Source organism: Actinomyces urogenitalis DSM 15434 (assembly GCF_000159035.1).
Lineage (GTDB): Bacteria > Actinomycetota > Actinomycetes > Actinomycetales > Actinomycetaceae > Actinomyces > Actinomyces urogenitalis.
This window is the reverse complement of the sequence record NZ_DS999576.1, coordinates 13,236-32,025: the sequence shown is the minus strand read 5'-3', so window position 1 is coordinate 32,025 and position 18,790 is coordinate 13,236. Positions and strand designations below refer to the sequence as shown.

Here is an 18,790-nt window from a genome sequence, read left to right as displayed (position 1 = left end):
CGACACCGACGGCAACCCGGTGGAGGTCCTCCCGTCCCAGATTGGGGAGATCACCGTCGACACGCCAGGGGTCGACCACATCGTCGAGACGCACGGGAAGGGGGCGCGGCGGCCAGGCAAGACCGAGTTCGAGACGTCCAACCCCGCCGCGATCGCCCAGGCCATCCACAACACGGTCCACGACCCGAACGCGACGTGGGATCGGTCCGGCGACAAGTACGTCGTCACGTCGGCACACGGTGGCTACCCCGTCCAGGTGAACCTTCGAATCGATCTCCCCGACCGCCCTCTGTGGACGGGGTACCCTAGAGAATCAGACGAGTACCCGAGAAACCCGAAGGGAGGAGCGCCATGATCACCGAAACCGACGAGGAGATCGACCTGGCTGACAGGCTGTGGGCCATAGCCCACAGTCACCGCCCGGACGAGTACGACCCGGCTGGCATGTCTGGCGAGCCCCCAGTGGATATCTCCTTAGCGATCTCCGGAGCTCAGATGGGGTGGTTCACCGTCCCCCGCGAGCTCGTGGAGCAGGCCGCCGCGATCTACTCCCCCAGGGACGACTTCTCCGCGCGAGCGGTCATGCGCGACATCAGGTCCGTGCTGGAGACCCTGCCCCGATAACCGTTCTTGCTCCTGGAGGGTCCCGCCTGAGGCAGGTGGGGCCCTCCAGGCGTATCACCCACACCACCGAGCTGCTTGAAGAGCATGAGCTGGACTTCCTTGAGGCCTTCGAGGCGATCGGCGAGCGCGTCCAATGGATCCCCCGAGGTGACCCCGACCCGAAGCGAGGCAGGCCACCGACAAACGACTTTCGATGGCTGACCAATGGCCTAGTGGTTTGCGAGCTGAAGAACAGTAAGCCGAAGTACTCATCAATCGCGGACAGGATCGATGACGCGGTCTCAAACGCTCGCGACCACGCGACGCCGGTCGTTAAAGACCGGTTCATCATCCACATCGACCACAGGCTGACGCCAAAACTGCTCAACCAGCTGAGAAACTACAACCTGAACCGGGCCGATGCCGCAATCCGTCAGCTCTGGGTCTTCGAGATCCGAAGCAGGACTCTCACCGAGGTGAGTCTCCGAGCAAAGTATGGCGGGACTAGGCCACCGCGTTCGTAGCGGCCCGAAGGCTGCGGCCCGTTATTTCAGGGCTGGCGACGGATTCGTCCCGCAAGCACAGTCTACCGCTCCAAGGAGGGCGGCACCACCCACACAGCCCTGTAGGCGAGACGCCTGCGGGGTTCTCTCATGCCCAGGAGGCACCCACCATGGCAGACGACGCCACCCAGACCACCGACGCTGACGTCAAGGAGGAGCCCAAGCCGACCCCGCCCTGGGGCAGCGACGAGGACTTCAACCCCGACAAGGCCTGGACCCTGATCCAGAACCTGCGCTCGGAGGCCGTCAGCATGAAGGCTGCCTCGAAGGAGCTTCGCGAGAAGGTCGACGCCCTGCCAGGTAGCGGCACCCGCAGTGCTTCAGGCAAGCGAACAGCCGTGGGCCACGCGGGCCACGCTATCCACTGTCACTGTGAGCCCATGCCACGAGGCCCACTATGTCAGAAGGCTCCACAGGCCCTAAACACGTCGACGGCGAAACTCTTCAGCGAGACGACGCAACGCTCCGAAAACCCACAGACTCATACAGCGCAATCGCCGGATGATTATCGCTGTCGACCCGCAGCCCGATTGCCCGACCTTCCGGAGTGTTGGTGATGAATGCGCTCAGAAGCTCACGCCCAATCCCCTGACCCCGATGACGTGGGTCAACGAAGAGGTCGATGATGAAGACCTGATCGCTGACGTCAGGCCAAGGCGGCGAGTCAACACCCATGATGCAACCGACGATGCCGTCGACACCGTCGCAAACGAGATTGAGATCCGGACGGTATTCTCCGTACTCCCCGTCGAGCGCAGCCAGGACATCGGCAATCGCCTCGTCCTCGTCAGCTACGGTGCCTAACGGGTAGCTGCGGAAGTACAGGCTCCCCGCCGCAGCCACGTCCTGGCGACTGAGATGCCGAAGCGTCGTCAAGGCGTCTTTGACGCGAGGGACTTCCTCGCGTCGTAACGACATGGTGAGCTGCATGGACGCGCCCTCCCCGATACCTCCGGTAACTGAGCTGAAGTCAGGCTACCGGCAGTCTTGATAGCACTGCGACGGTACTGAGGACGAATAGCGACAGGCTCCGGCGCCTAACCCCGCCTCCGGTTGGCCGCCGCCATGGCACGCGCGGCCTCACGCTTGTCCTGGGCCTCGCGCAGGGCCTGACGCTTGTCCCAGTCCTGCTTTCCTCGTGCCAGGGCGATCTCGATCTTGGCCCGCCCGCCAATGAAGTACAGCTCCAGCGGCACCACGGTGTAGCCCTTGGCCTGGACCCGCTGAGCCAGGCGCTCCAGCTCGGCACGGTGCAGCAGCAGCTTGCGCTTACGCCTGGGCGAGTGGTTGTTCCACGTGCCCTGCAGGTACTCCGGGATGTGCGCCCCTTGGAGCCAGGCCTCGCCGTGCCGGTCGATCTCGATCCAGGCCTCAGTCAGGGAGGCACGCCCCATCCTCAGCGCCTTGACCTCAGTACCGGTCAGGGACAGACCCGCCTCGTAACGGTCCTCAATGAAGTAGTCGTGACTCGCCTTCTTGTTGCGGGCGATGGTCTTGTGGGCGTCAGAGGCGGCCTTGGCCCGCTCCCCCACGGTGGGCTTCCTCGGTCGGTCCGTCTTAGCAGCCATGCGCGTCTCCTTTCCTCGTCGGCTCACGGCGCGTACAGGCGCAAGAGCCTAGCCTACGCGGAGCAGCACCGCCCACGAACCGGCTCAGAAACCGGGCAGCGACATCGGGTTGACCGTCGAGCCGTTGATGTGGACCTCGAAGTGGACGTGGGGCCCGGTAGCTCCACCAGTCATTCCCGTCAGCCCAATCTGCTGTCCCTTGGTCACGTTGACGCCGCTGCCCACGGAGTAGGCAGACAGGTGGCAGTAGATGATGACCACGGACTGGCCGTTGATCACCCCACCGTTCAGGATGATCCCGTTGCCGCAGGTTGCGCTCTGGAACTGCCTGAGCGAACCCGAGACCGCTGCGTACTGCGGAGTGCCCTGAGAGGCCACGAGGTCAACTCCGGCGTGCAGCCGGTAGACCCCCGTAATGGGGTGAACACGGTAGCCGTATGAGGAGGCGACTGTCAGCGGCCCGGTGATCGGGTGACCAATCGCGCCGCTCCCAAGGTCCGCAGCCGCAGCCGCCCCGGAGGAGGCACCTGTGTAGCTCGACGACGCACGGTTCTGCGCGTCGATCGCCGCAATCGTCTGAGCTGCTGCAGCAGCGTCAGCCTCCGACTGACGCACCTGCTCCTGCAGCCCGGCCTTCTGGGACTCCAGGCTCGCCGCGGCCGACTGCTTCTGGGAGGTCAGCGTGGCGACCTCGTCGCGCTTAGCCTGCGCCGCCGTCGCCGCCTCCTCGGCAGCCGCCTTGGCCTGGTCCGCCTGCTGTGCCAGGACACTGACACGCTCTGTCACGGCGTCCTGACGGGCCTTGCGGTTTGCGTCCTGTGCCCGCTCCTGCTCAGCCGCTGCCAGCACCGACTCCTGAATCCCAGAGGCGATCTCCATCGTGGAGGCGCGCTCGCTGAGATCCTCCACCGACTCAGAGTCAAGCACGTAGGTCCACGAGGTCAGGGAGGAGTCGCCCTGGTAGGTGGACACCACCAGCGAGGCGACGGCGTCCTGGTGGGCGCTCGCCGTGGCAGCCGACTCCTCCGCCTGGCTCGTCAGGGTGTCAAGATCCGCCTGCGCCACGGACAACCGGTCCGCAGCGGCCTGCTGCTCGCGCTGCTTCTGGGCCAGCGTGGCCTCCGCGCCGTCCAGCTCGGTCTGGGCCGAGCTCAGCGCGGTCTGTGCCGCCTGCAGGTCCAGGTAGGCCTGCCCCAGCTCCGCGGAGACGCCCTCCAGCGAGGCTGTCAGCTCAGCCGTGCGCTGGGTGGCCTGCCGCTGCTGCTCGACGGCGTCCGAACGCTCGTCCGCAGCCGCCGGAGTGCTCGTGGCCACCACCGGCGCCAGCGCAAGAGCGAGGGTGCCCAGTGCAGCGGCCGCGCCCAGGCGAAGGCGCCCGGGACGCCGTCGCCCCACTGAGGCCCCGGCGCAGCGCTCACTGCTCAGGAACGAGGTGCCCTCGCCACGGTGCAGGCTGTTCATGATGATCAGACCTTTGTGTACTTCGACAGCGAGAAGGCCGAGGATGCTGCGGCCAGGACGATCGCGGCTACCAGGAGCAGCGGCGCCAGGCGCAGTACGTCGGACGTTGAGATGAAGGCAGTGGTGAAGTTGATGGACTGCGCCAGCCACTGCTCGATGATGTAGCGCACGCCGGCCCACAGGCCCCCGACCGCCAGCAGGGCACCGACCAGGGCCGCCAGTGCCCCCTCCAGCATGAAGGGCAGCTGGATGAAGAGGTTCGAGGCACCCACCAGGCGCATGATGCCGGTCTCCTTGGAGCGGCTCATGGCGGACAGCCTGATCGTCGTCGTGATGAGCAGGACCGCCGCCACCGCCATGATGGCGGCCAGACCACCCGTGATCCACGAGGCACGGTTCATCACCAGGAAGAGCGGTTCCAGGGTGGCGCGCTGGTCAACCACGCGCTCCACACCGTCGCGCCCGGTGAACTGCTCGGCGACCACCTGGTACTTCTCGGCGTCAATGAGCTTGATGCGGAAGGACACCGGCATCATGTCCTCCGTGGCGTTACGGCCGATGTTCGTGCTGCCGTAGGCCTTCATGAAGCTCTGGTAGGCCTCGGCCTTGGACTCGATCGTGTAGCTCTTGACGTAGGGCTTGAGCGCGTCGGAGTTGACCAGGTCCTCGATCGCGTCGATCTGCTCCTCGGTGGCCTCCCCGTCCGCGCACTGCGCGTAGTTGGACGAGGGCGGGCACATGTAGACGCTGACCTCGACCTTGTCGTACCAGTCACCCTTCATGGTGTCGATCTGCACCTGCAGCAGGGCCGAGGCCCCGACGAAGAGGAGAGACACGAAAGAGACCAGGATGACCGAGATCGTCATCGCCAGGTTACGAGTGAGACCCTTGAGGGTCTCGGACATGATGAAACGGAATCGCATGCGAGGTCTCCTTCAGCGGTCCGAGCCGTAGACGCCACGGGCCTGGTCGCGCACGACCTCCCCGGCCTTGAGCTCAATGACGCGCTTGCGCATCTGGTCGACGATCTCGTCGTCGTGGGTCGCCATGACCACGGTGGTGCCCTGGCGGTTGATTCGGTCAAGCAGACGCATGATGCCCACCGAGGTCGAGGGGTCAAGGTTGCCCGTGGGCTCGTCCGCCAGCAGAAGCTTGGGTCGGTTGACCATGGCGCGGGCGATCGCCACACGCTGCTGTTCACCGCCGGACAGCTCATGGGGCTTGCGCTGCTCCTTGCCGCTCAGACCCACCAGGTCAAGCGCCTCCGGAACAGCGGAGAGGATGTAGTGGCGAGGCTTGCCAATCACCTGGGAGGCCAGCGCCACGTTCTCCATGACGGTCTTGTTCTCCAGCAGGCGGAAGTCCTGGAAGACGAATCCCATCTCCCGGCGCAGCTGCGGCACCTTCCAGGTCGACACCTGGGACAGGTCCCGGCCCAGGACGTGAATACGCCCGGAGGTGGGGCGCTCCTCACGCAGGGTCAGGCGCAAGAAGGTCGATTTGCCCGAGCCCGAGGCCCCGACGAGGAAGACGAACTCGCCGCGCTCGATCTCGATGGTGACGTCGTCGAGCGCAGGGCGTGCGCCTCGCTTGTAGACCTTGGACACGTGGTCGAATCGGATCATCGTCTGGTGCTCTCCTAGCCGACGCGGGCGCGGACACGCCCAGTCCCGGCCACCGTAGCGAGCCTTCACCCATGACCACACGCAGACACGCGGGCGAGCGGTGTGGCGAGGGCCGCTCACCATGGCGTAGGAACAGCCCTATGACGTCTCCCTCCTCTGACCTGCCACGCCTGGACGAGGTCGTTGATCTCGGCTCCTGGTCCCGCTTCCAGCCGACGCTGGCGCGTTTCCTCGACGACGCCCCCTCCCATCTCGGCAACCTGACGATTCTGCTCACCGCTCCGGCGCCGGTAGTCACGCCCCAGTCGCTGCACCAACGGTGGGGGCTGCGTTCACTCTTGCGCCGAGGTCCGGCGTTAGCAGCCTCCCAGGAGGTTCCCGGAGTCGTCCTGACTACCCGGGCCGACGGCGTCGAGGTAGATCTGCCGATCCTGGACGCCGCCGGCGCGGTCCTGCTTGCTCCCCAGGCGCAGGAGGAGCTGCAGGCTCTCGGGTGGCAGCAGCACACCGACGTCCTGGCACGGCGGCTGCCCGATGGCGCCAGCGCGGCGCAGGCCGTGGCCCGGGTCCTCATCGAGGTGCTGGAGGTCCCCCACCCTGCTGACCTCGACCACCTGGTGACGTCTATGGACTGAGGCGGGCTCACACGAGGACGTAGGCCGGCTGCGTCATCACCTCCGGCTGGCCACCGGTGGCAGGCGCTGCGGGCTCGGCGTCCTGCCCCGGCTCCCGCTCACTGACCGGGCCCTCCTCGCTCAGGGCGTCACCAGCCTCGAAGGCCTCGGTTCCCGGCTCCGGGGCCTCGCCGCGGGTCACCTCCCACGGATCCGCTGGGCTGGCGCCAGTCACCTGAGGCTGCGAGGGTGCCTCGCACCCGCCTGCCTCGTCCGCCGCGCAGCCGGTCTCACCGGCCGACGGCGCAGCCTCACCTTCGCCGGTCTGCCCCGCCTCGCCGCTCGCGCTGGCCTCGTCGGCTGAGTCTGCCGAACGAGTCAGTGGGGCAACCTTCATGAAGTGGCTTTCGCCGCGTGCCAGGTCATGCCCGCCGGTGGAGACCGTCAGGACGTTGGTGCAGCCGATCGTGCCGTTGTCACGTTTCCAGCTCTCCTGGGTGAAGCGCCCAACGAGCACCACAGGATCCCCCTTGCGCAGGCTCATGGACAGGTTGCGGGCGAGTGTGCCCCACGCCTTGGCCGTGAACCAGAGCGTCTCGCCCTGCCGCCAGTCCTCGCCGACCCGGAAGGTCGGGGTGGTGGCCAGGCGGAAGTGGCAGTAGACGCGCTCGTTGGCTGTGCGTACGAGGGTCGGGGTGGTGCCCAAGACTCCTTGGACGACGATGTCGATCTGACGGGACATGGTGGCTGCTCCTTTGGCTCCGCGAGCCAGCCGTGCGCTGGCTCACGCCCCACCGTGCCCGCTCAGCCTCAGCCGGCGCCACCGGGCCATTCGAGCCCTGTGGACGAGGGTGTCACGAGGGGCGCCTGTGGAGCCCGAGCAGCCCTCAGCGCTCCAGCGCCTGGCGCAGCCGACGGTGCCTGTCAAGCACGCCAGAGGCCGGCTCGACCAGCCCACGTGCCACCACGGCCTCCACCCGCTCCCGCACAGCGCAGGCGTAAGCCTCCGCCTCCGTCTGGGCGCGACGGCGTCGGGCCGCACGGGCCCACCACGCCGCGCCGACGGCGAGGACGGCTACCACAGCCGACATCCAGACGGCGCCGCCCGTCAGGACAGCGGCCACCACCCACACCCCTGCCAGGACGAAGGCAGCCAGGCCGCCCCACCACGCCAGGTCGATCCCCGCCGAGCGCGAGGCCGGCAGACGGACCGAGGCCACGGCCTCGGCGGTCTGTGCTCCTAGCGCGTCAGCCGAGGCCACGGCCGAGGAGACCGAGCGCGTCCACACCGAAGGCATGCCCTGCGTGGTGTGGGTCAGCCACCGACTACGCGCCGCCTCGACCGCAGAGCGTGCCGGCGGCTCAGGACGGGCCAGCGCAGCCGGCACCGCCTTAGCCAGGTTGAGGCGGATGGAGTCCGTGACCACGGTGGCTCCCGAGGCCTTGATCAGCGTGTCCAGCAGCTCGACCCTGGGCGCCTGCGTGATCTCGACCGGCCGGGCCGCAGCCGCGGGAAGCAGACGGGTGGCGATACGGTCCATCTCCGCCGTCGCCGTGCGAGCGGCATTGGATTCCCGCTCCACCCGGTCCAGCAGGATCTCACGCACGGCGGCGAGGTTGTCCCCCCGTACTGCGGAGACCGGGAGCACGGTGACGTCCTCCAGGCCGTCTGCCACCAGCAGGCTGTGCACATCATCCATGAGACGGTCGCGGCTGCCCTCAGGCAGGGTGTCGACCTGGTTGACCAGGATGAGCATGTCCTCCTGGCGGGCACCCAGTCCTCGAAGGTATCCGTCGTGCAGGGCGGAGTCGGCGTACTTCTGCGGGTCCAGGACCCACACCAGCACGTCAGCCAGCGGCACCAGCCGGTCCACCTGCAGGGCGTGGGCCGCCGTGACCGAGTCGTAGTCGGGGACATCCAGCAGGACCAGCCCGGCCAGCTCGTCCTGGTCTGAGCCGTCCAGGAGGGACTCCCGGCGGATACGCCGTTCTGGGTCCACCCCGAGGAAGGTCAGCAGCGCAGCAGCGTCATCGCCCCAGGTGCACGCCGCGGCCCGTGAGGTCGTGGGCCGACGCGCACCGACGTCAGCGAACTCCAGCTGTGTCAAGGCGTTGAACAGCGACGACTTGCCCGATCCCGTGCCCCCGAAGAGCGCGACCACCGTGTGGTCCACGCCCAGGGCCAGACGCTCGGCCACCAGGTCCAAGGCGTCCCTGGCGGGAATGGCCAACGAGGCAGGAACCTCAGTCGGGCACTCGTCCAGAGCCTGGCGCAGCGCCTCCAGACGGGCCTCAAGACGCTCGGCCGGACTGATGTCAGTAGCGGTAGCAACCATCACTCGCCTCCTGGGCTGACAAGGGGAGCCAGCTCACCCGCGCGTAGACGCAGCGAGGATGCCAGCGAGGTGTCAGGCACGAGGCTGAGGGCTGCGCCCTGGGGAACCGCCTCGTGCAGGGCCTGTACCAGAACCTGGGCAAGTCTGGCACGCGCAAGCTCCAGCTGCTCAGCCAGTCCCAGACGCCTGGCAGCCTCAGCGCTGCCCTCCACTCCTGCCGCACCCGCAAGAACCAGGTCCGTCACGGCGTCGCCGTCCAGTCCCTTGATCGGCTGTACCGCCGCGGTGAGCGCGGCGCGAGTCTCCTCGCTCCACCGCACGGCCGCCTCGTGCGGACTCATCCCGGACCCGAGCAGCCTGCCGGCAGCCTCCTGGGCGCCAGCCTGCGTCCACTCCGCAACGGCCTGGCTCACGAGCTCGGTCTGCACGGCAGACAGCTGCAGCTCGATCACCTCCCGCAGGTCGCCGGCCAGCTGGGCCAGCGCCGCGGCGCGAGCCTTGACCTTGCGTCCCATCCAGCCTCGGCGCAGGGCCTTGCCCTGGGCCAGCGGCGCCAAAAGCGCCCCGGTCGAGGCCAGCGTCACCCACCTGGTCGCGGGCGCGCCCTCGCCGGCGGTACGGCGCTCGACGTACTCGCGCAGCTGGGCCTCTGCCTGGGCCACGAACTCCTGGCTGTGGTCTTCCAGGCCGCGACCAGCAGTGTCCTGGGCGTCAACGGCGTCAGCCAGCTCCGTCAGATCCGCGCGCAGCCCCGCCCACAGGCTCTTGTCGGTGCGACGCATGAGGCCAGCAGCCCGGTGCCGTCCGGCGAGCAGGCTGAGCCAGTCGTGGACCTCGGCCACCATGTCAGCGGGAAGCAGGCCCTCATGCGGACCGGCGTCAGCGACGACGAAGAAGGGCGCCTCCGACAGTCCGAGCGTCTCCAGCCGGCTGATGAGGTCACGGCGAACCTCCGGCAGTACCTTGGCCGGAGCCCGGTTGAGCACCACGGCGATCGCCGTGCCACGGCCGGCTGCGTCCTCCAGGGTCGTCCAGGGAGTCAGGTCCCCGTAGCGGGCCGCCGTGGTGACAAAGAGCCACAGGTCTGCGGCCTCCAGCAGCCGCGAGGCCAGCGCTCGGTTCGCCTCCTGCACCGAGTCCAGGTCCGAGGCGTCAATGAGAGCCAGGCCTGCCGGCACCGACTCGGAGGTGACCACGTGGCAGACCTCCGCCACAGGGTGGTCCTGGAAGGCCTCGGCGTCCTCAGGGTTGACCACGAGCACGGGCGTGCGCGTGGTGGGCCGGAGCACTCCGGCCACCGAGACCTCGGTACCCAGGACGGAGTTGACCAGGGTGGACTTGCCCGCGCCTGTTGAGCCACCGACGACGACGACGGCGGGAACGTCCGCGTCCTGCAGGCGCGGCAGGACGTGGTCGCGGATCTGCCCGGTCAGGCTGGCGCGCAGGCGACGGGCCTGCGCCACGCCGTCGGCCTCCAGGGTGAGGTCAAGGCCGTCGAGGTCGTGAACCGTTTGAGTCAGGATGTCGATCAGCCGCCCACGGCTCAGCGCCCAGGGGCGATCGCCCTGTCCTGCAGGGGAGGGGAAGACGGTTGAGGCCATGGTCCAAGATTAGGGGACAGCACGGACGTTAACGGCATTGACCCCACCGACCGGCCCCTGGGGCCGCCCGAGGATGGGATCATGACCCACCATGTGCCCGGGGCCGCCCGCCCTCTGCGGAGCATCACCGCGCAGGACCGGACTGGTGTCGTCCCGGTCCACGGTGGTGCGCCTGCCGCTCACGGGCAGGATGAGTCGTGGTGCCCCCGCCCGGACTCGAACCGGGAACCTGCGGATTAGAAGGCCGATGCTCTATCCATTGAGCTACGGAGGCGGCAGGCAGCCCAGGACGGCTACCCGACTGGGAAGGATACCAAGCCGCGCCGGCCCCGTGACGCCGTCGTCCCACGGTCAGGTACCTGCCCGCCCCGACCGGCGGGACGGGCGCGCGTAGACTGCGGGACCGTGAGCCGACAGATGACAACTTCTGACCCCCTGGTATGGATCGACTGCGAGATGACCGGGCTCGACCTTGGTAAGGACGCGCTCATCGAGGTCGCCGTCGTCGTCACCGACTACGAGCTCAAGCCGCTGGGCGAGGGCATCGACGTCCTCATCAAGCCCCCGGCCCAGGCCCTGGAGCAGATGAATGACTTCGTGCGCCAGATGCACACCTCCTCCGGCCTGCTCGACGAGCTCGACGGCGGCCTGACCATGTCCGAGGCCCAGCGCGTGGTCCTGGACTACGTCAAGTCCCTGGTCCCCCAGGCCCGTACGGCGCAGCTGGCTGGCAACTCCGTGGGCACGGACAAGACCTTCCTCGCACGCGACATGCCCGAGCTCATCGACTACCTGCACTACCGGATCGTGGACGTGTCCTCGATCAAGGAGCTGGCCAAGCGCTGGTACCCACGCACCTACTTCCAGGCCCCGGAGAAGCACGGCGGTCACCGCGCCCTGGCGGACATCCTGGAGTCCATCGACGAGCTGCGTTACTACCGCGCCATCCTCTTCCCTGCTGGAGAGGGCCCAAGCTCGCAGGAGTGCAAGGCCGCGGCCGAGGAGATCCAGGCTCACCCGACGGCGTCGCAGGCCTAAGTCGGCTGCGCCCTGCGGCACCACCGAGCGCAACGTGACACAGTGCACGGCTGACAGTTTGGTAGCACCGCCAGCGAGCCGATAAAGTACCGACTCGTTGCGGCACGTCCGCAGCAATGGTGGCTGTAGCTCAGTTGGCAGAGCGCTTGGTTGTGGTCCAGGAGGTCGCGGGTTCAAGCCCCGTCAGCCACCCCACACACGAATGCCCGCCACCGCAACAAAAAGCGGCGGCGGGCATTCGTCGCACTAGCCCCCTAGGCGACCACCTGGAGGCCCCGTGCCCACACTTTGCCCACAACATCCGTGAACGCAGAGCGACCCATATCGTCAAGCGCCAACGCCACTGCATCCAGGTCGTCAGGGAACAGGTCCGCGTAGGTGTCCAGCGTCATCGCCGCTGACTTGTGACCTAGCATCGCCTGCACCGCCTTCACGTTCGCCCCCGCACTGATCGCCAGGGACGCCGCCGTGTGCCTCAGGTCGTGCAGCGTCAGCGGCCCGAAGTCCCGCGCCCCCTCACCCACAGGCAGGAACCGGCCCGTCAGCCCCTCCAGGCGGGTCAGAGCCTCCCAGGTGGGACGGTCTACCCGCCCGCTGGCTTCAAGACCGTGACGAAGCTGCCAGGAGGCCACCGCGTCCACGGTCTCCCGGTCGAACACGGGCCCACGGCGGGCCGTGGCCACACCAACCGCCGCCTGCACACGCCCCACCACGCTCCCGGCCTCACGCTGAGCCGGGGCGAGCACACGCTTACGCACGTTCCCACCACGCAGCTGCTTGCCCTCAGGGGAGGTGAACACCAGCCCGTCCGGCCCCTTGCCGGCCACAGCCTGCCCCACCATCGGAGCCAGGAACTCAGGGAACGGGACACTACGACGCCCCTTGACCGTCTTGGGCTCACCCTCCACGATCATCCCACCCACATCCGAGGCCGTACGCACCACACGCACCCGCCGGCGCATCATGTCCACGCACCCCACACGCAGCGCACTGGCCTCACCAAACCGAAGCCCCGTCCACCCAAGGAACGCCAACACCCCACCGGCCTCACCAGCACACGCCACCAACCGCGACAGCTGCCCCGCATCCAGGTACACCCGCTCCCGCTCCACCTTCTCAGGAAGATCAAGCCCACGAGCCGGGTTCACCACGATCTGACGGTCCGACACAGCATCATCAAGCACCCCACGCAGCACACCCACCGCCTGCCCCACGCCAGAAGCCCCAAGCCCACCAGCACTCAGCTCAGCCACCCACGACGCCACCGCCGTACGACGCACGTCCCCCACAGCCACACCACCCCACCGGGGCAGCACGTGAACCTTCCACATCTGCATATCCGCGTAATGCGTCTTAGGACGCATCACCGCCTCACGACGACGAAGCCACGCCCGCCCCAGCTCCCCCACCGTCACACGCCCCGCGCTCGCGGGCACGTAGGCGCCGGTGGACTTGGAGACCTCGACGGTGGCGGCGAAGGCCATCGCGTCCGCCTTCCGTTTGAAGCCCCGCTTGTCTGTCTGACGGCGCTCAGGGGTGCGATACCGCACCCGGTAACGCCTCTCCCCGCTGGCCGTGGTGTATGCGCTAACGGTCGCCATAGCTGCCCCTCCTGCCCGCCCCGCGCCCTTGAGGTGGGGCGTCGGACGCCAAGGGCCGGCGGACCATCCACCGGCCTCCTACAGGCCCCTACGGCGGACACGGGAGGCCGCCACAGGGGTTGCCGGGGCGTAGGGAGCAGCCACCACGCCGCACCGGCCGCACCCCTGCGAGCCGCCCGCGAGCGCGGGCACCCCACAGGAGGGCACTCACCAGGACCCGCGCACCAGGCACGCGGCACCTGTTCGGGCTAGAGCGCGACCGTCACGCCCCCACCCATACGGAGCCACCGCCTACCAAGCAGCGGCCCCGTTACGTCTTTTCAGATCCTCATCGCACACGGGTGAAGCAACTCCCTTGAGCCGCCGACGTCAGCAGCGAGCAGCCAAGCGCGCTAGTCAGAGCGCCACAATGCCATCCCCTGTTACGGCGTCCGGCATCAACCTCTCGATAGCCGTCCCCTTCTTCTTTTCTTGCCAGAGGGCGAGGCTTTCAGCAACGACCATGCCGACGCTCATTGCGTCGATAGCCAAAGGGGCATCGTCGCCCTCTTGGGTCCGCTCATTGAATTCTCGCAAGGCATCACGCTCGTCTGAACTGACGAGCCTCCACGCTACGCGGGCATCCAATAGCTTCCCGATGCTAAGCCTCAGTTCGTCACTTGCTCGTACTACGTCGGTTGCATATGTGCTTGCGCGTCGCGCTTTGTCGCTAGGAGTGTTGAGCAGATTGAACACAGAGACATCAAGCACTTCGGCTAAGGCCGTTACTTCTGAGGCTCGAAGCACGCGCTCGCCATGCTCGACCTTCCAGGCGGTCGACTGCCGCCATGAGTGACCCCGTTCGGTCATCTTGTCCGCCACATTGTCCAGCGTGAGGCCTATTTCCGCCCGAAGGCGCGCCACATGCCGGCCGATCTCCTCGTCTTCTGCGCGCGCCATAGGAACAAGCGTATTCACTCCACAATGGAAACACCTACTTCGGAACTTGCGCAACCCAGGATGGAGGTACAGAATGTATCCAGAACGGGAACTCGTCACTCCGAAGATGGGAACTACTATGAGTGCTGCACCTGTTGTCTCACCGGCCCTGTCAGGGGCTATGACCACCAAGGAGGCCGCCGACTACATCGGCATGTCCCCGGCCACCCTCAACGGCTGGAGGTTCATGGGTGAGGGGCCCGTCTACCTGAAGATGGGGACCGGCAAGCGCGCCAAAGTCGCCTATCTGCGCGAGGACCTGGACGAGTGGCTGCGCACCCGGCGCACCGACCCGGCCAGCGTCCTGGCCGACGCCTGACACCAGGACAGGCCACCGTGACCACCCACGCCCCCGCCACCGCCGTCCAGGCCCGCACCGCCCTGGCCATGCTGGGAGTACCCGACACCGACGAGATGCCCACCAGCGTCCTCATGGCCGCCGCACGCCGCGCACGCCAGGCCGCCGGCCAGGCCGACATGACCGCCCTGGATGTAGCCCGCCTGCTACGCATGCCCCGCCAGGCCGTAGAAGCCCTGTGCCAGGCCGGCACCATCACCGCCTACCCCGACCCCACCACCGGACAGTGGCGGATCACCACCACAGCCCTGGACGCCTTCCGCCATGCCCTGGCCACCGGCACCAGCAACGCCACCCACGTCCTCAAGGACGCCGGCATGGCCGGGGAGAAGAAACCCCACCGCAGGCGCCGCCGCGGACGCCGTGGACAGGGCCACCGCAACCGCAATCGCGTAACCAGTCCCGCGCTCGCGGGCGGCGGGGACGAGACGACCCCCGCGCCCGGTACAGGCGCGGGGGTCTGAGCCATTCCCATATCCACTTCGCTAAGGCAAGAAAGGGCCCGAACCAATGCTATCGGCCACCACTGACACCCACCACCCCCACTATCCGACGCCGGCACCCTCGCCCTCCCCGTCACCTACCGCCCTCCTAGCTGTCTGCCTGGCCGTGGCGGGCCTGGCCCTGGCCGTGGCCACCACCGCCCATGCCCTGGCCGGCGGCCCCACCCTCAACGGCCTCACGGTCCTGGCCGCCGCCCTCATGGCCGCCAGCGCCGGCGCGCTGGCCGTGGCTGAGGCTGAGGGGCGGTGAGGGAGGCCATGGACACCAACGCACCCATGTTTGACCCGCCGATCTACCTGCCTCCATCCCAGTGGTGGGGCGGCCTGAGCGTCCAGGTCATCCACTGCCCGGCCGGGTCCTACGTCCACTTCAAGCCTGACGACGCTACGGCCGCCTACCCCCTGGACCATGCGCTAGCGGTGGCTGAACAGGTGTACGCCTACCTGGCTTACCTCACTGAGGAGCAGGACCCTGACGCCGTCGACCGGATGGAGAAGGCCATTAAAGACGCCCACGAGACACGGGCCAGGCTGTGGAGGCTGCGGCACTCCTCGGTCGCCGGCCTGACGGAGGACGCATGAGCTCATCTATCACGTGGAACGTCCTGGCCGCCCCGGTACGTACCGGCAAGGAGATCGCCAACATGCTGGACGCCGGGATCACCTTTGACACCACCGCGCCACCCATGGAGGCGTTCCTAGACGCTAAAGACCACCTCACCGGTCACCGTGCTATCACCGCCCCACTGTGCGACGTGGCAACCCTCCACCTGTACGGCGGCCACTGCCATCACGTGACCATGGCCCCAAACGCGCATGTCCGAGACCTGCCAGCCGTGGCCGCCACCGCCCTGGAGGACCACACCAGCCGGACCCGGTTCACCTCACCCTGCCCACAGCACCAGGGGTGCCGGCTCCTGTCCGTCGCAGTCCCCGCCACCACAGGCCTAGACGACGAGCTCAACGCCATTCAAGACGCCACCGCCTCACGCACCCCCATGGAGGTGCCAGCATGACCCGCCCCGCCTCCTGGGAGGACGTACCCATGTTCGACCTCGACCAGCCACCCGCCACCACACCAGCCACCACAACAACCCCACCCCCGGCCACCGTGCCCCCGGCAACCGTCGTACGCACCTGGACCACCATGCCCGGCCTCATCGTCGAGCACATCCGCCGCCAGGACCTAGCCACCCTCCTGGCCCTACCAGGAGCCCGCCTGACCAGGCAGGCACCCCCGTGCCGCTACGCCATGGACCCCACCGGCACCGGCGAGGTCCTTCGCATCATCGGAAATATCCGAACCACCCCCACCGGCGCCCTCAAAGCCAACGCAGCCAGCGACCTCGAACCCCACCAGCTCCCACGCCTGGCCACCGCCGCCCTCCACATCCACCACACCCGCCCCGCGCTCGCGGCCCCCGTCATCGTCTACGCACCCCTGCACGTGCCAGACAGCCCCGCCGACCTGACAAGCAAGGAGGCCGAACAACCGTGACACCACCCGGATACAGGCCCCTACGCCCCACCGAACGCCCACAAGCCGGCGACCTAGCCGACTACAAGGGCGTCACCACCACATGGCGACGCATCGCACGCACAGCCGACAACGGAACCCTCCTGTGGCTCCACCAAGGCCCCGGCCAATGGGGCCCCTACCCAGCCACCGGCTTCGACATCCTCAGGCGGCACCAGTGACCACACCACAACCCCCAACCACCCTCAGCGCCACCACCGGCACCCCCGTCAGCATCCCCGCGCTCGCGGCCGGTGCCCCTGCCGTGCTGGAGCGGTGGGAGTGGCTGGACGCCTTGGAGGAGCCTTCTAGCGGCCTGTCCTCCTCAGCGCGGGCGGTGGCCTTCGTGATCGCCCGTCGTGGCGGAACCGACCCGTGGGCGGCATGGGTGCCTCAGTCACGCATCATCGCCGCCACGGCGTTGAGCAAGAGCACGGTTGTCCGGGCCATGGCCTGCCTGGAGGCGTCCGGGTGGCTCACCAGGGTGTCCGACCCCTCCCAGCACCGCGCCGCCCGCTACGCCCTGACCACCCCCAGGGGTGTCACCGTGACACCCCTGGCAGCGTCCGACCCGGCCACCACGACCAGCCTGGAGGACGTCAGAGGTGCAACCACTACACCCCTGAGCATTCCTCAGGGGTGTCATGGTGACACCCCTGAGGGGTCCAGAGGTGTCATGGTGACACCCCTGGAGGCTGTGGATAACCGGGGCCAGGGGTGTCATGGTGACACCCCTGAGGAATCCAGAGGTGTCACAGTGACACTCCAGAGGTGTCATGGTGACACCCGAACAGAACAAGAACACAACAATTACCCCTCCCCTTACGTTGGTACCTCACCAGCGCGCGAGACCGGCGACCAGGCACCCACCGTCGGCGGCTCACCCGTCGCCGTGGCCACCAGGAGCACGGAGGAGGACGAAGGTCCCCGCCTGGGTGGTGAGCCCACCAGCCCCGTGGTCGCCGCCGTCGCCTCCCACCGCACCACCGTCGGGCTCAAGACGTCCCCGGCCCTGCTGGCCGCCCCGCTGATCGCCCGGGGCTGGACCGCCGCCCACGTCACCCGCCTGCTGGACGCCCTACCNGCCGACGCAGGCCCCGGCCGCGCCGTCAAAGCGCTACGCGACGCCGCCGCCACACCACCACCGGCCACCAGCACCCGCAGGCCCGCACGCTGCCCGACCCACGACCGAGAGCTCACCGCTGACGGCACCTGCGGCCTGTGCCGCTCCGAGCGCATCGCCGCCCGCGCCACCAGCACCCGCGTCCCCGTCCCAGCCTGACCCCCGACCAGACACCAACCGAAAGGAACCCCTCACATGAGAACCACCAGCCCCCTCTACCAGCACCTACGCGCCACCCTCGACGAGACCACCGGCGGCACCCACCGCAACGAGCTCCAGGCCATGGCCACCGCCGGCCGCGCCGGCCTGACCCTGACCCACGAGGCCCCCGACATCGCCCGCCTAGCCGCCGACCTAGCAGACCTCGACCCCCACGACCTACGACGCCTACGAGCGGCCACCCTGGACGCCGTGGCTGGCAAGGACCGCAACGAGCGCGTACGCACCGCCACCGCCTTCGACGCCCTCCTAGACCTGGCCCACGAAGCCGCTAGCACCAAGTGAGGAGAACACCCATGGACCCCGTTAGGACCGTACGCAACGCCCAGACCACCGCGCGCCTGGCCTTCGCCCAGCGCCGCGCCCAGATCGACGCCCTGGCACGCCTACACGCCGAGATACCCACCGACACCAACCAGCTCAACCCGGACCAGCTCGACGCCTACACCGCCGAGCTGCTGGACATCGCAACCAGCTACGCCCTGCACACCGAGCCCGGCACCGCCTGCCTGAACCCCACCCCCCTGCCCTGACAAGGAACACGCATGGACGACACCAACGCCACAGAAGCAACCAACGCCACCGACTCCGAGGAGACACAGGCCCCCACCACAACCGCCGACGACACCAGCAACCACCACAAGGCCAACGCAGAAGCCGCCAAGTACCGAACACGACTACGCGAAGCAGAGACACGCGCACAAAACGCAGAAGCCCGCCTAGCGGCCTACAACCGCCACCAGGCCGAGGCCATAGCAGCCACACGCATGCACGACCCCTCCGACCTGTGGGCCACCGGCACTACCCTCGACGACCTCACCGGCGAAGACGGAACGATCTCCGCCCAGCTCGTAACCGAACGCCTCCACGAGATCGCCAAGGATCACCCCCACTGGTTCCGCTCCCGCCCGCCGCTGCACAACACGGCCCTACGCTCAGGAGCCGCCGGCGAGAGCCCCACGGCCCCGGGCTCATCGTGGCGGACCCTGCTCAACCCCAACGACCCTGTAGGCTGACACGAGAGCGCGCCCGGAGGTCCAGAGGACCCCACGCCCCTCACGCAGCCCCAGGAGGGCACACAGC

Annotated in this window: 25 protein-coding genes and 2 tRNA genes; 16 read left to right on the top strand and 11 right to left on the bottom strand. The window is 68.1% G+C overall.

The genetic code is table 11. From position 1 onward, the window contains the following. From HMPREF0058_RS08360 to HMPREF0058_RS08350, 3 genes are all read left to right on the top strand, one after another. A partial coding sequence (locus HMPREF0058_RS08360; protein WP_006549337.1) for a hypothetical protein occupies positions 1 to 355 on the top strand: 355 nt, incomplete at its 5' end. Beyond that, positions 352 to 624 carry a hypothetical protein gene (locus tag HMPREF0058_RS08355; protein WP_006549336.1) on the top strand — a complete coding sequence of 91 codons (273 nt, stop codon included), beginning with the start codon at positions 352 to 354 and terminating at the stop codon, positions 622 to 624. The genes HMPREF0058_RS08360 and HMPREF0058_RS08355, both read left to right, overlap by 4 nt. Positions 625 to 659: 35 nt before the next feature. Continuing rightward, positions 660 to 1,127, top strand: a complete 468-nt coding sequence (locus tag HMPREF0058_RS08350) for a hypothetical protein (protein ID WP_006549335.1) — start codon at positions 660 to 662, stop codon at positions 1,125 to 1,127. 483 nt (positions 1,128 to 1,610) lie between these two features. On the opposite strand, the gene HMPREF0058_RS08345 is transcribed toward HMPREF0058_RS08350, so the two are convergent. From HMPREF0058_RS08345 to ftsE, 5 genes are all read right to left on the bottom strand, one after another. Continuing rightward, positions 1,611 to 2,096 (bottom strand): GNAT family N-acetyltransferase, encoded by a 486-nt coding sequence (locus tag HMPREF0058_RS08345; protein WP_006549333.1) that lies wholly within the window; start codon positions 2,094 to 2,096, stop codon positions 1,611 to 1,613. A gap of 107 nt (positions 2,097 to 2,203) precedes the next feature. Then, positions 2,204 to 2,734, bottom strand: a complete 531-nt coding sequence (smpB, locus tag HMPREF0058_RS08340) for an SsrA-binding protein SmpB (protein ID WP_006549332.1) — start codon at positions 2,732 to 2,734, stop codon at positions 2,204 to 2,206. A gap of 84 nt (positions 2,735 to 2,818) precedes the next feature. Beyond that, the gene (locus tag HMPREF0058_RS08335) at positions 2,819 to 4,195 is read right to left on the bottom strand and encodes a M23 family metallopeptidase (protein WP_006549331.1); all 1,377 of its coding nucleotides are present in this window, start codon (positions 4,193 to 4,195) and stop codon (positions 2,819 to 2,821) included. 5 nt (positions 4,196 to 4,200) lie between these two features. Then, the gene (ftsX, locus tag HMPREF0058_RS08330; protein ID WP_006549330.1) at positions 4,201 to 5,118 is read right to left on the bottom strand and encodes a permease-like cell division protein FtsX; all 918 of its coding nucleotides are present in this window, start codon (positions 5,116 to 5,118) and stop codon (positions 4,201 to 4,203) included. Positions 5,119 to 5,130: 12 nt separating this feature from the next. Continuing rightward, positions 5,131 to 5,820 carry a cell division ATP-binding protein FtsE gene (gene ftsE / locus HMPREF0058_RS08325; protein WP_006549329.1) on the bottom strand — a complete coding sequence of 230 codons (690 nt, stop codon included), beginning with the start codon at positions 5,818 to 5,820 and terminating at the stop codon, positions 5,131 to 5,133. A gap of 140 nt (positions 5,821 to 5,960) precedes the next feature. Between ftsE and HMPREF0058_RS08320 the strand changes: the two genes are divergently transcribed. After that, positions 5,961 to 6,455: a TY-Chap domain-containing protein gene (locus tag HMPREF0058_RS08320; protein ID WP_006549328.1), complete on the top strand. Its 495-nt coding sequence runs from the start codon at positions 5,961 to 5,963 to the stop codon at positions 6,453 to 6,455. A 7-nt stretch (positions 6,456 to 6,462) separates the two neighbouring features. Here the strand turns inward: HMPREF0058_RS08320 and HMPREF0058_RS11875 are convergent, their stop codons facing one another. From HMPREF0058_RS11875 to HMPREF0058_RS08300, 4 genes are all read right to left on the bottom strand, one after another. Beyond that, the gene (locus HMPREF0058_RS11875) at positions 6,463 to 7,176 is read right to left on the bottom strand and encodes a single-stranded DNA-binding protein (RefSeq protein WP_006549327.1); all 714 of its coding nucleotides are present in this window, start codon (positions 7,174 to 7,176) and stop codon (positions 6,463 to 6,465) included. Between the two features lie 145 nt (positions 7,177 to 7,321). Next, a complete protein-coding gene (locus HMPREF0058_RS08310; RefSeq protein WP_006549326.1) occupies positions 7,322 to 8,770 on the bottom strand; it encodes a GTPase in 1,449 nt (482 codons plus the stop codon). Further along, entirely contained in the window at positions 8,770 to 10,371 is a 1,602-nt protein-coding gene (locus tag HMPREF0058_RS08305; RefSeq protein WP_006549325.1) for a GTPase domain-containing protein, read from the bottom strand. Before HMPREF0058_RS08305 ends, HMPREF0058_RS08310 begins: the two co-directional genes overlap by 1 nt. Positions 10,372 to 10,569: 198 nt before the next feature. Continuing rightward, a tRNA-Arg gene (locus tag HMPREF0058_RS08300) sits at positions 10,570 to 10,645 on the bottom strand. Positions 10,646 to 10,788: 143 nt separating this feature from the next. Here HMPREF0058_RS08300 and orn point away from each other — a divergent pair. Both orn and HMPREF0058_RS08290 read left to right on the top strand, forming a co-directional pair. Then, entirely contained in the window at positions 10,789 to 11,409 is a 621-nt protein-coding gene (gene orn / locus HMPREF0058_RS08295) for an oligoribonuclease (RefSeq protein WP_006549324.1), read from the top strand. Between the two features lie 119 nt (positions 11,410 to 11,528). Further along, positions 11,529 to 11,604, top strand: a tRNA-His gene (locus HMPREF0058_RS08290). A gap of 59 nt (positions 11,605 to 11,663) precedes the next feature. Here the strand turns inward: HMPREF0058_RS08290 and HMPREF0058_RS13245 are convergent. Together HMPREF0058_RS13245 and HMPREF0058_RS08280 are read right to left on the bottom strand one after the other, a co-directional pair. Then, on the bottom strand, positions 11,664 to 13,010 hold the full coding sequence (locus HMPREF0058_RS13245; RefSeq protein WP_006549323.1) for a tyrosine-type recombinase/integrase: 1,347 nt from the start codon (positions 13,008 to 13,010) through the stop codon (positions 11,664 to 11,666). A 396-nt stretch (positions 13,011 to 13,406) separates the two neighbouring features. After that, positions 13,407 to 13,949, bottom strand: a complete 543-nt coding sequence (locus HMPREF0058_RS08280) for a helix-turn-helix domain-containing protein (protein WP_006549322.1) — start codon at positions 13,947 to 13,949, stop codon at positions 13,407 to 13,409. A gap of 118 nt (positions 13,950 to 14,067) precedes the next feature. On the opposite strand from HMPREF0058_RS08280, the gene HMPREF0058_RS08275 reads away from it, so the two are divergent. From HMPREF0058_RS08275 to HMPREF0058_RS08230, 10 genes are all read left to right on the top strand, one after another. Continuing rightward, entirely contained in the window at positions 14,068 to 14,307 is a 240-nt protein-coding gene (locus HMPREF0058_RS08275; RefSeq protein ID WP_211205895.1) for a helix-turn-helix transcriptional regulator, read from the top strand. A 17-nt stretch (positions 14,308 to 14,324) separates the two neighbouring features. Next, positions 14,325 to 14,810, top strand: coding sequence for a helix-turn-helix domain-containing protein (locus tag HMPREF0058_RS08270; RefSeq protein ID WP_040319850.1), 486 nt, complete (start codon positions 14,325 to 14,327; stop codon positions 14,808 to 14,810). Between the two features lie 46 nt (positions 14,811 to 14,856). Continuing rightward, positions 14,857 to 15,099: a hypothetical protein gene (locus HMPREF0058_RS08265; protein WP_040319849.1), complete on the top strand. Its 243-nt coding sequence runs from the start codon at positions 14,857 to 14,859 to the stop codon at positions 15,097 to 15,099. Between the two features lie 8 nt (positions 15,100 to 15,107). After that, positions 15,108 to 15,431, top strand: a complete 324-nt coding sequence (locus HMPREF0058_RS08260) for a hypothetical protein (RefSeq protein WP_141560538.1) — start codon at positions 15,108 to 15,110, stop codon at positions 15,429 to 15,431. After that, complete coding sequence (locus tag HMPREF0058_RS08255; protein ID WP_006549318.1) at positions 15,428 to 15,865, top strand: hypothetical protein; 438 nt, start codon at positions 15,428 to 15,430, stop codon at positions 15,863 to 15,865. The genes HMPREF0058_RS08260 and HMPREF0058_RS08255 overlap by 4 nt, the downstream gene beginning before the upstream one ends. Continuing rightward, the gene (locus HMPREF0058_RS12415; protein ID WP_040319848.1) at positions 15,862 to 16,347 is read left to right on the top strand and encodes a hypothetical protein; all 486 of its coding nucleotides are present in this window, start codon (positions 15,862 to 15,864) and stop codon (positions 16,345 to 16,347) included. The genes HMPREF0058_RS08255 and HMPREF0058_RS12415 overlap by 4 nt, the downstream gene beginning before the upstream one ends. Before the next feature lie 82 nt (positions 16,348 to 16,429). Further along, positions 16,430 to 17,647, top strand: coding sequence for a MarR family transcriptional regulator (locus HMPREF0058_RS13505; RefSeq protein WP_081449216.1), 1,218 nt, complete (start codon positions 16,430 to 16,432; stop codon positions 17,645 to 17,647). A 36-nt stretch (positions 17,648 to 17,683) separates the two neighbouring features. Beyond that, entirely contained in the window at positions 17,684 to 17,992 is a 309-nt protein-coding gene (locus HMPREF0058_RS08240; protein ID WP_006549315.1) for a hypothetical protein, read from the top strand. An 11-nt stretch (positions 17,993 to 18,003) separates the two neighbouring features. Then, positions 18,004 to 18,240, top strand: a complete 237-nt coding sequence (locus HMPREF0058_RS08235; protein ID WP_006549314.1) for a hypothetical protein — start codon at positions 18,004 to 18,006, stop codon at positions 18,238 to 18,240. Between the two features lie 12 nt (positions 18,241 to 18,252). Continuing rightward, a complete protein-coding gene (locus HMPREF0058_RS08230; protein WP_040319846.1) occupies positions 18,253 to 18,723 on the top strand; it encodes a hypothetical protein in 471 nt (156 codons plus the stop codon). Positions 18,724 to 18,790 lie beyond the last annotated feature (67 nt).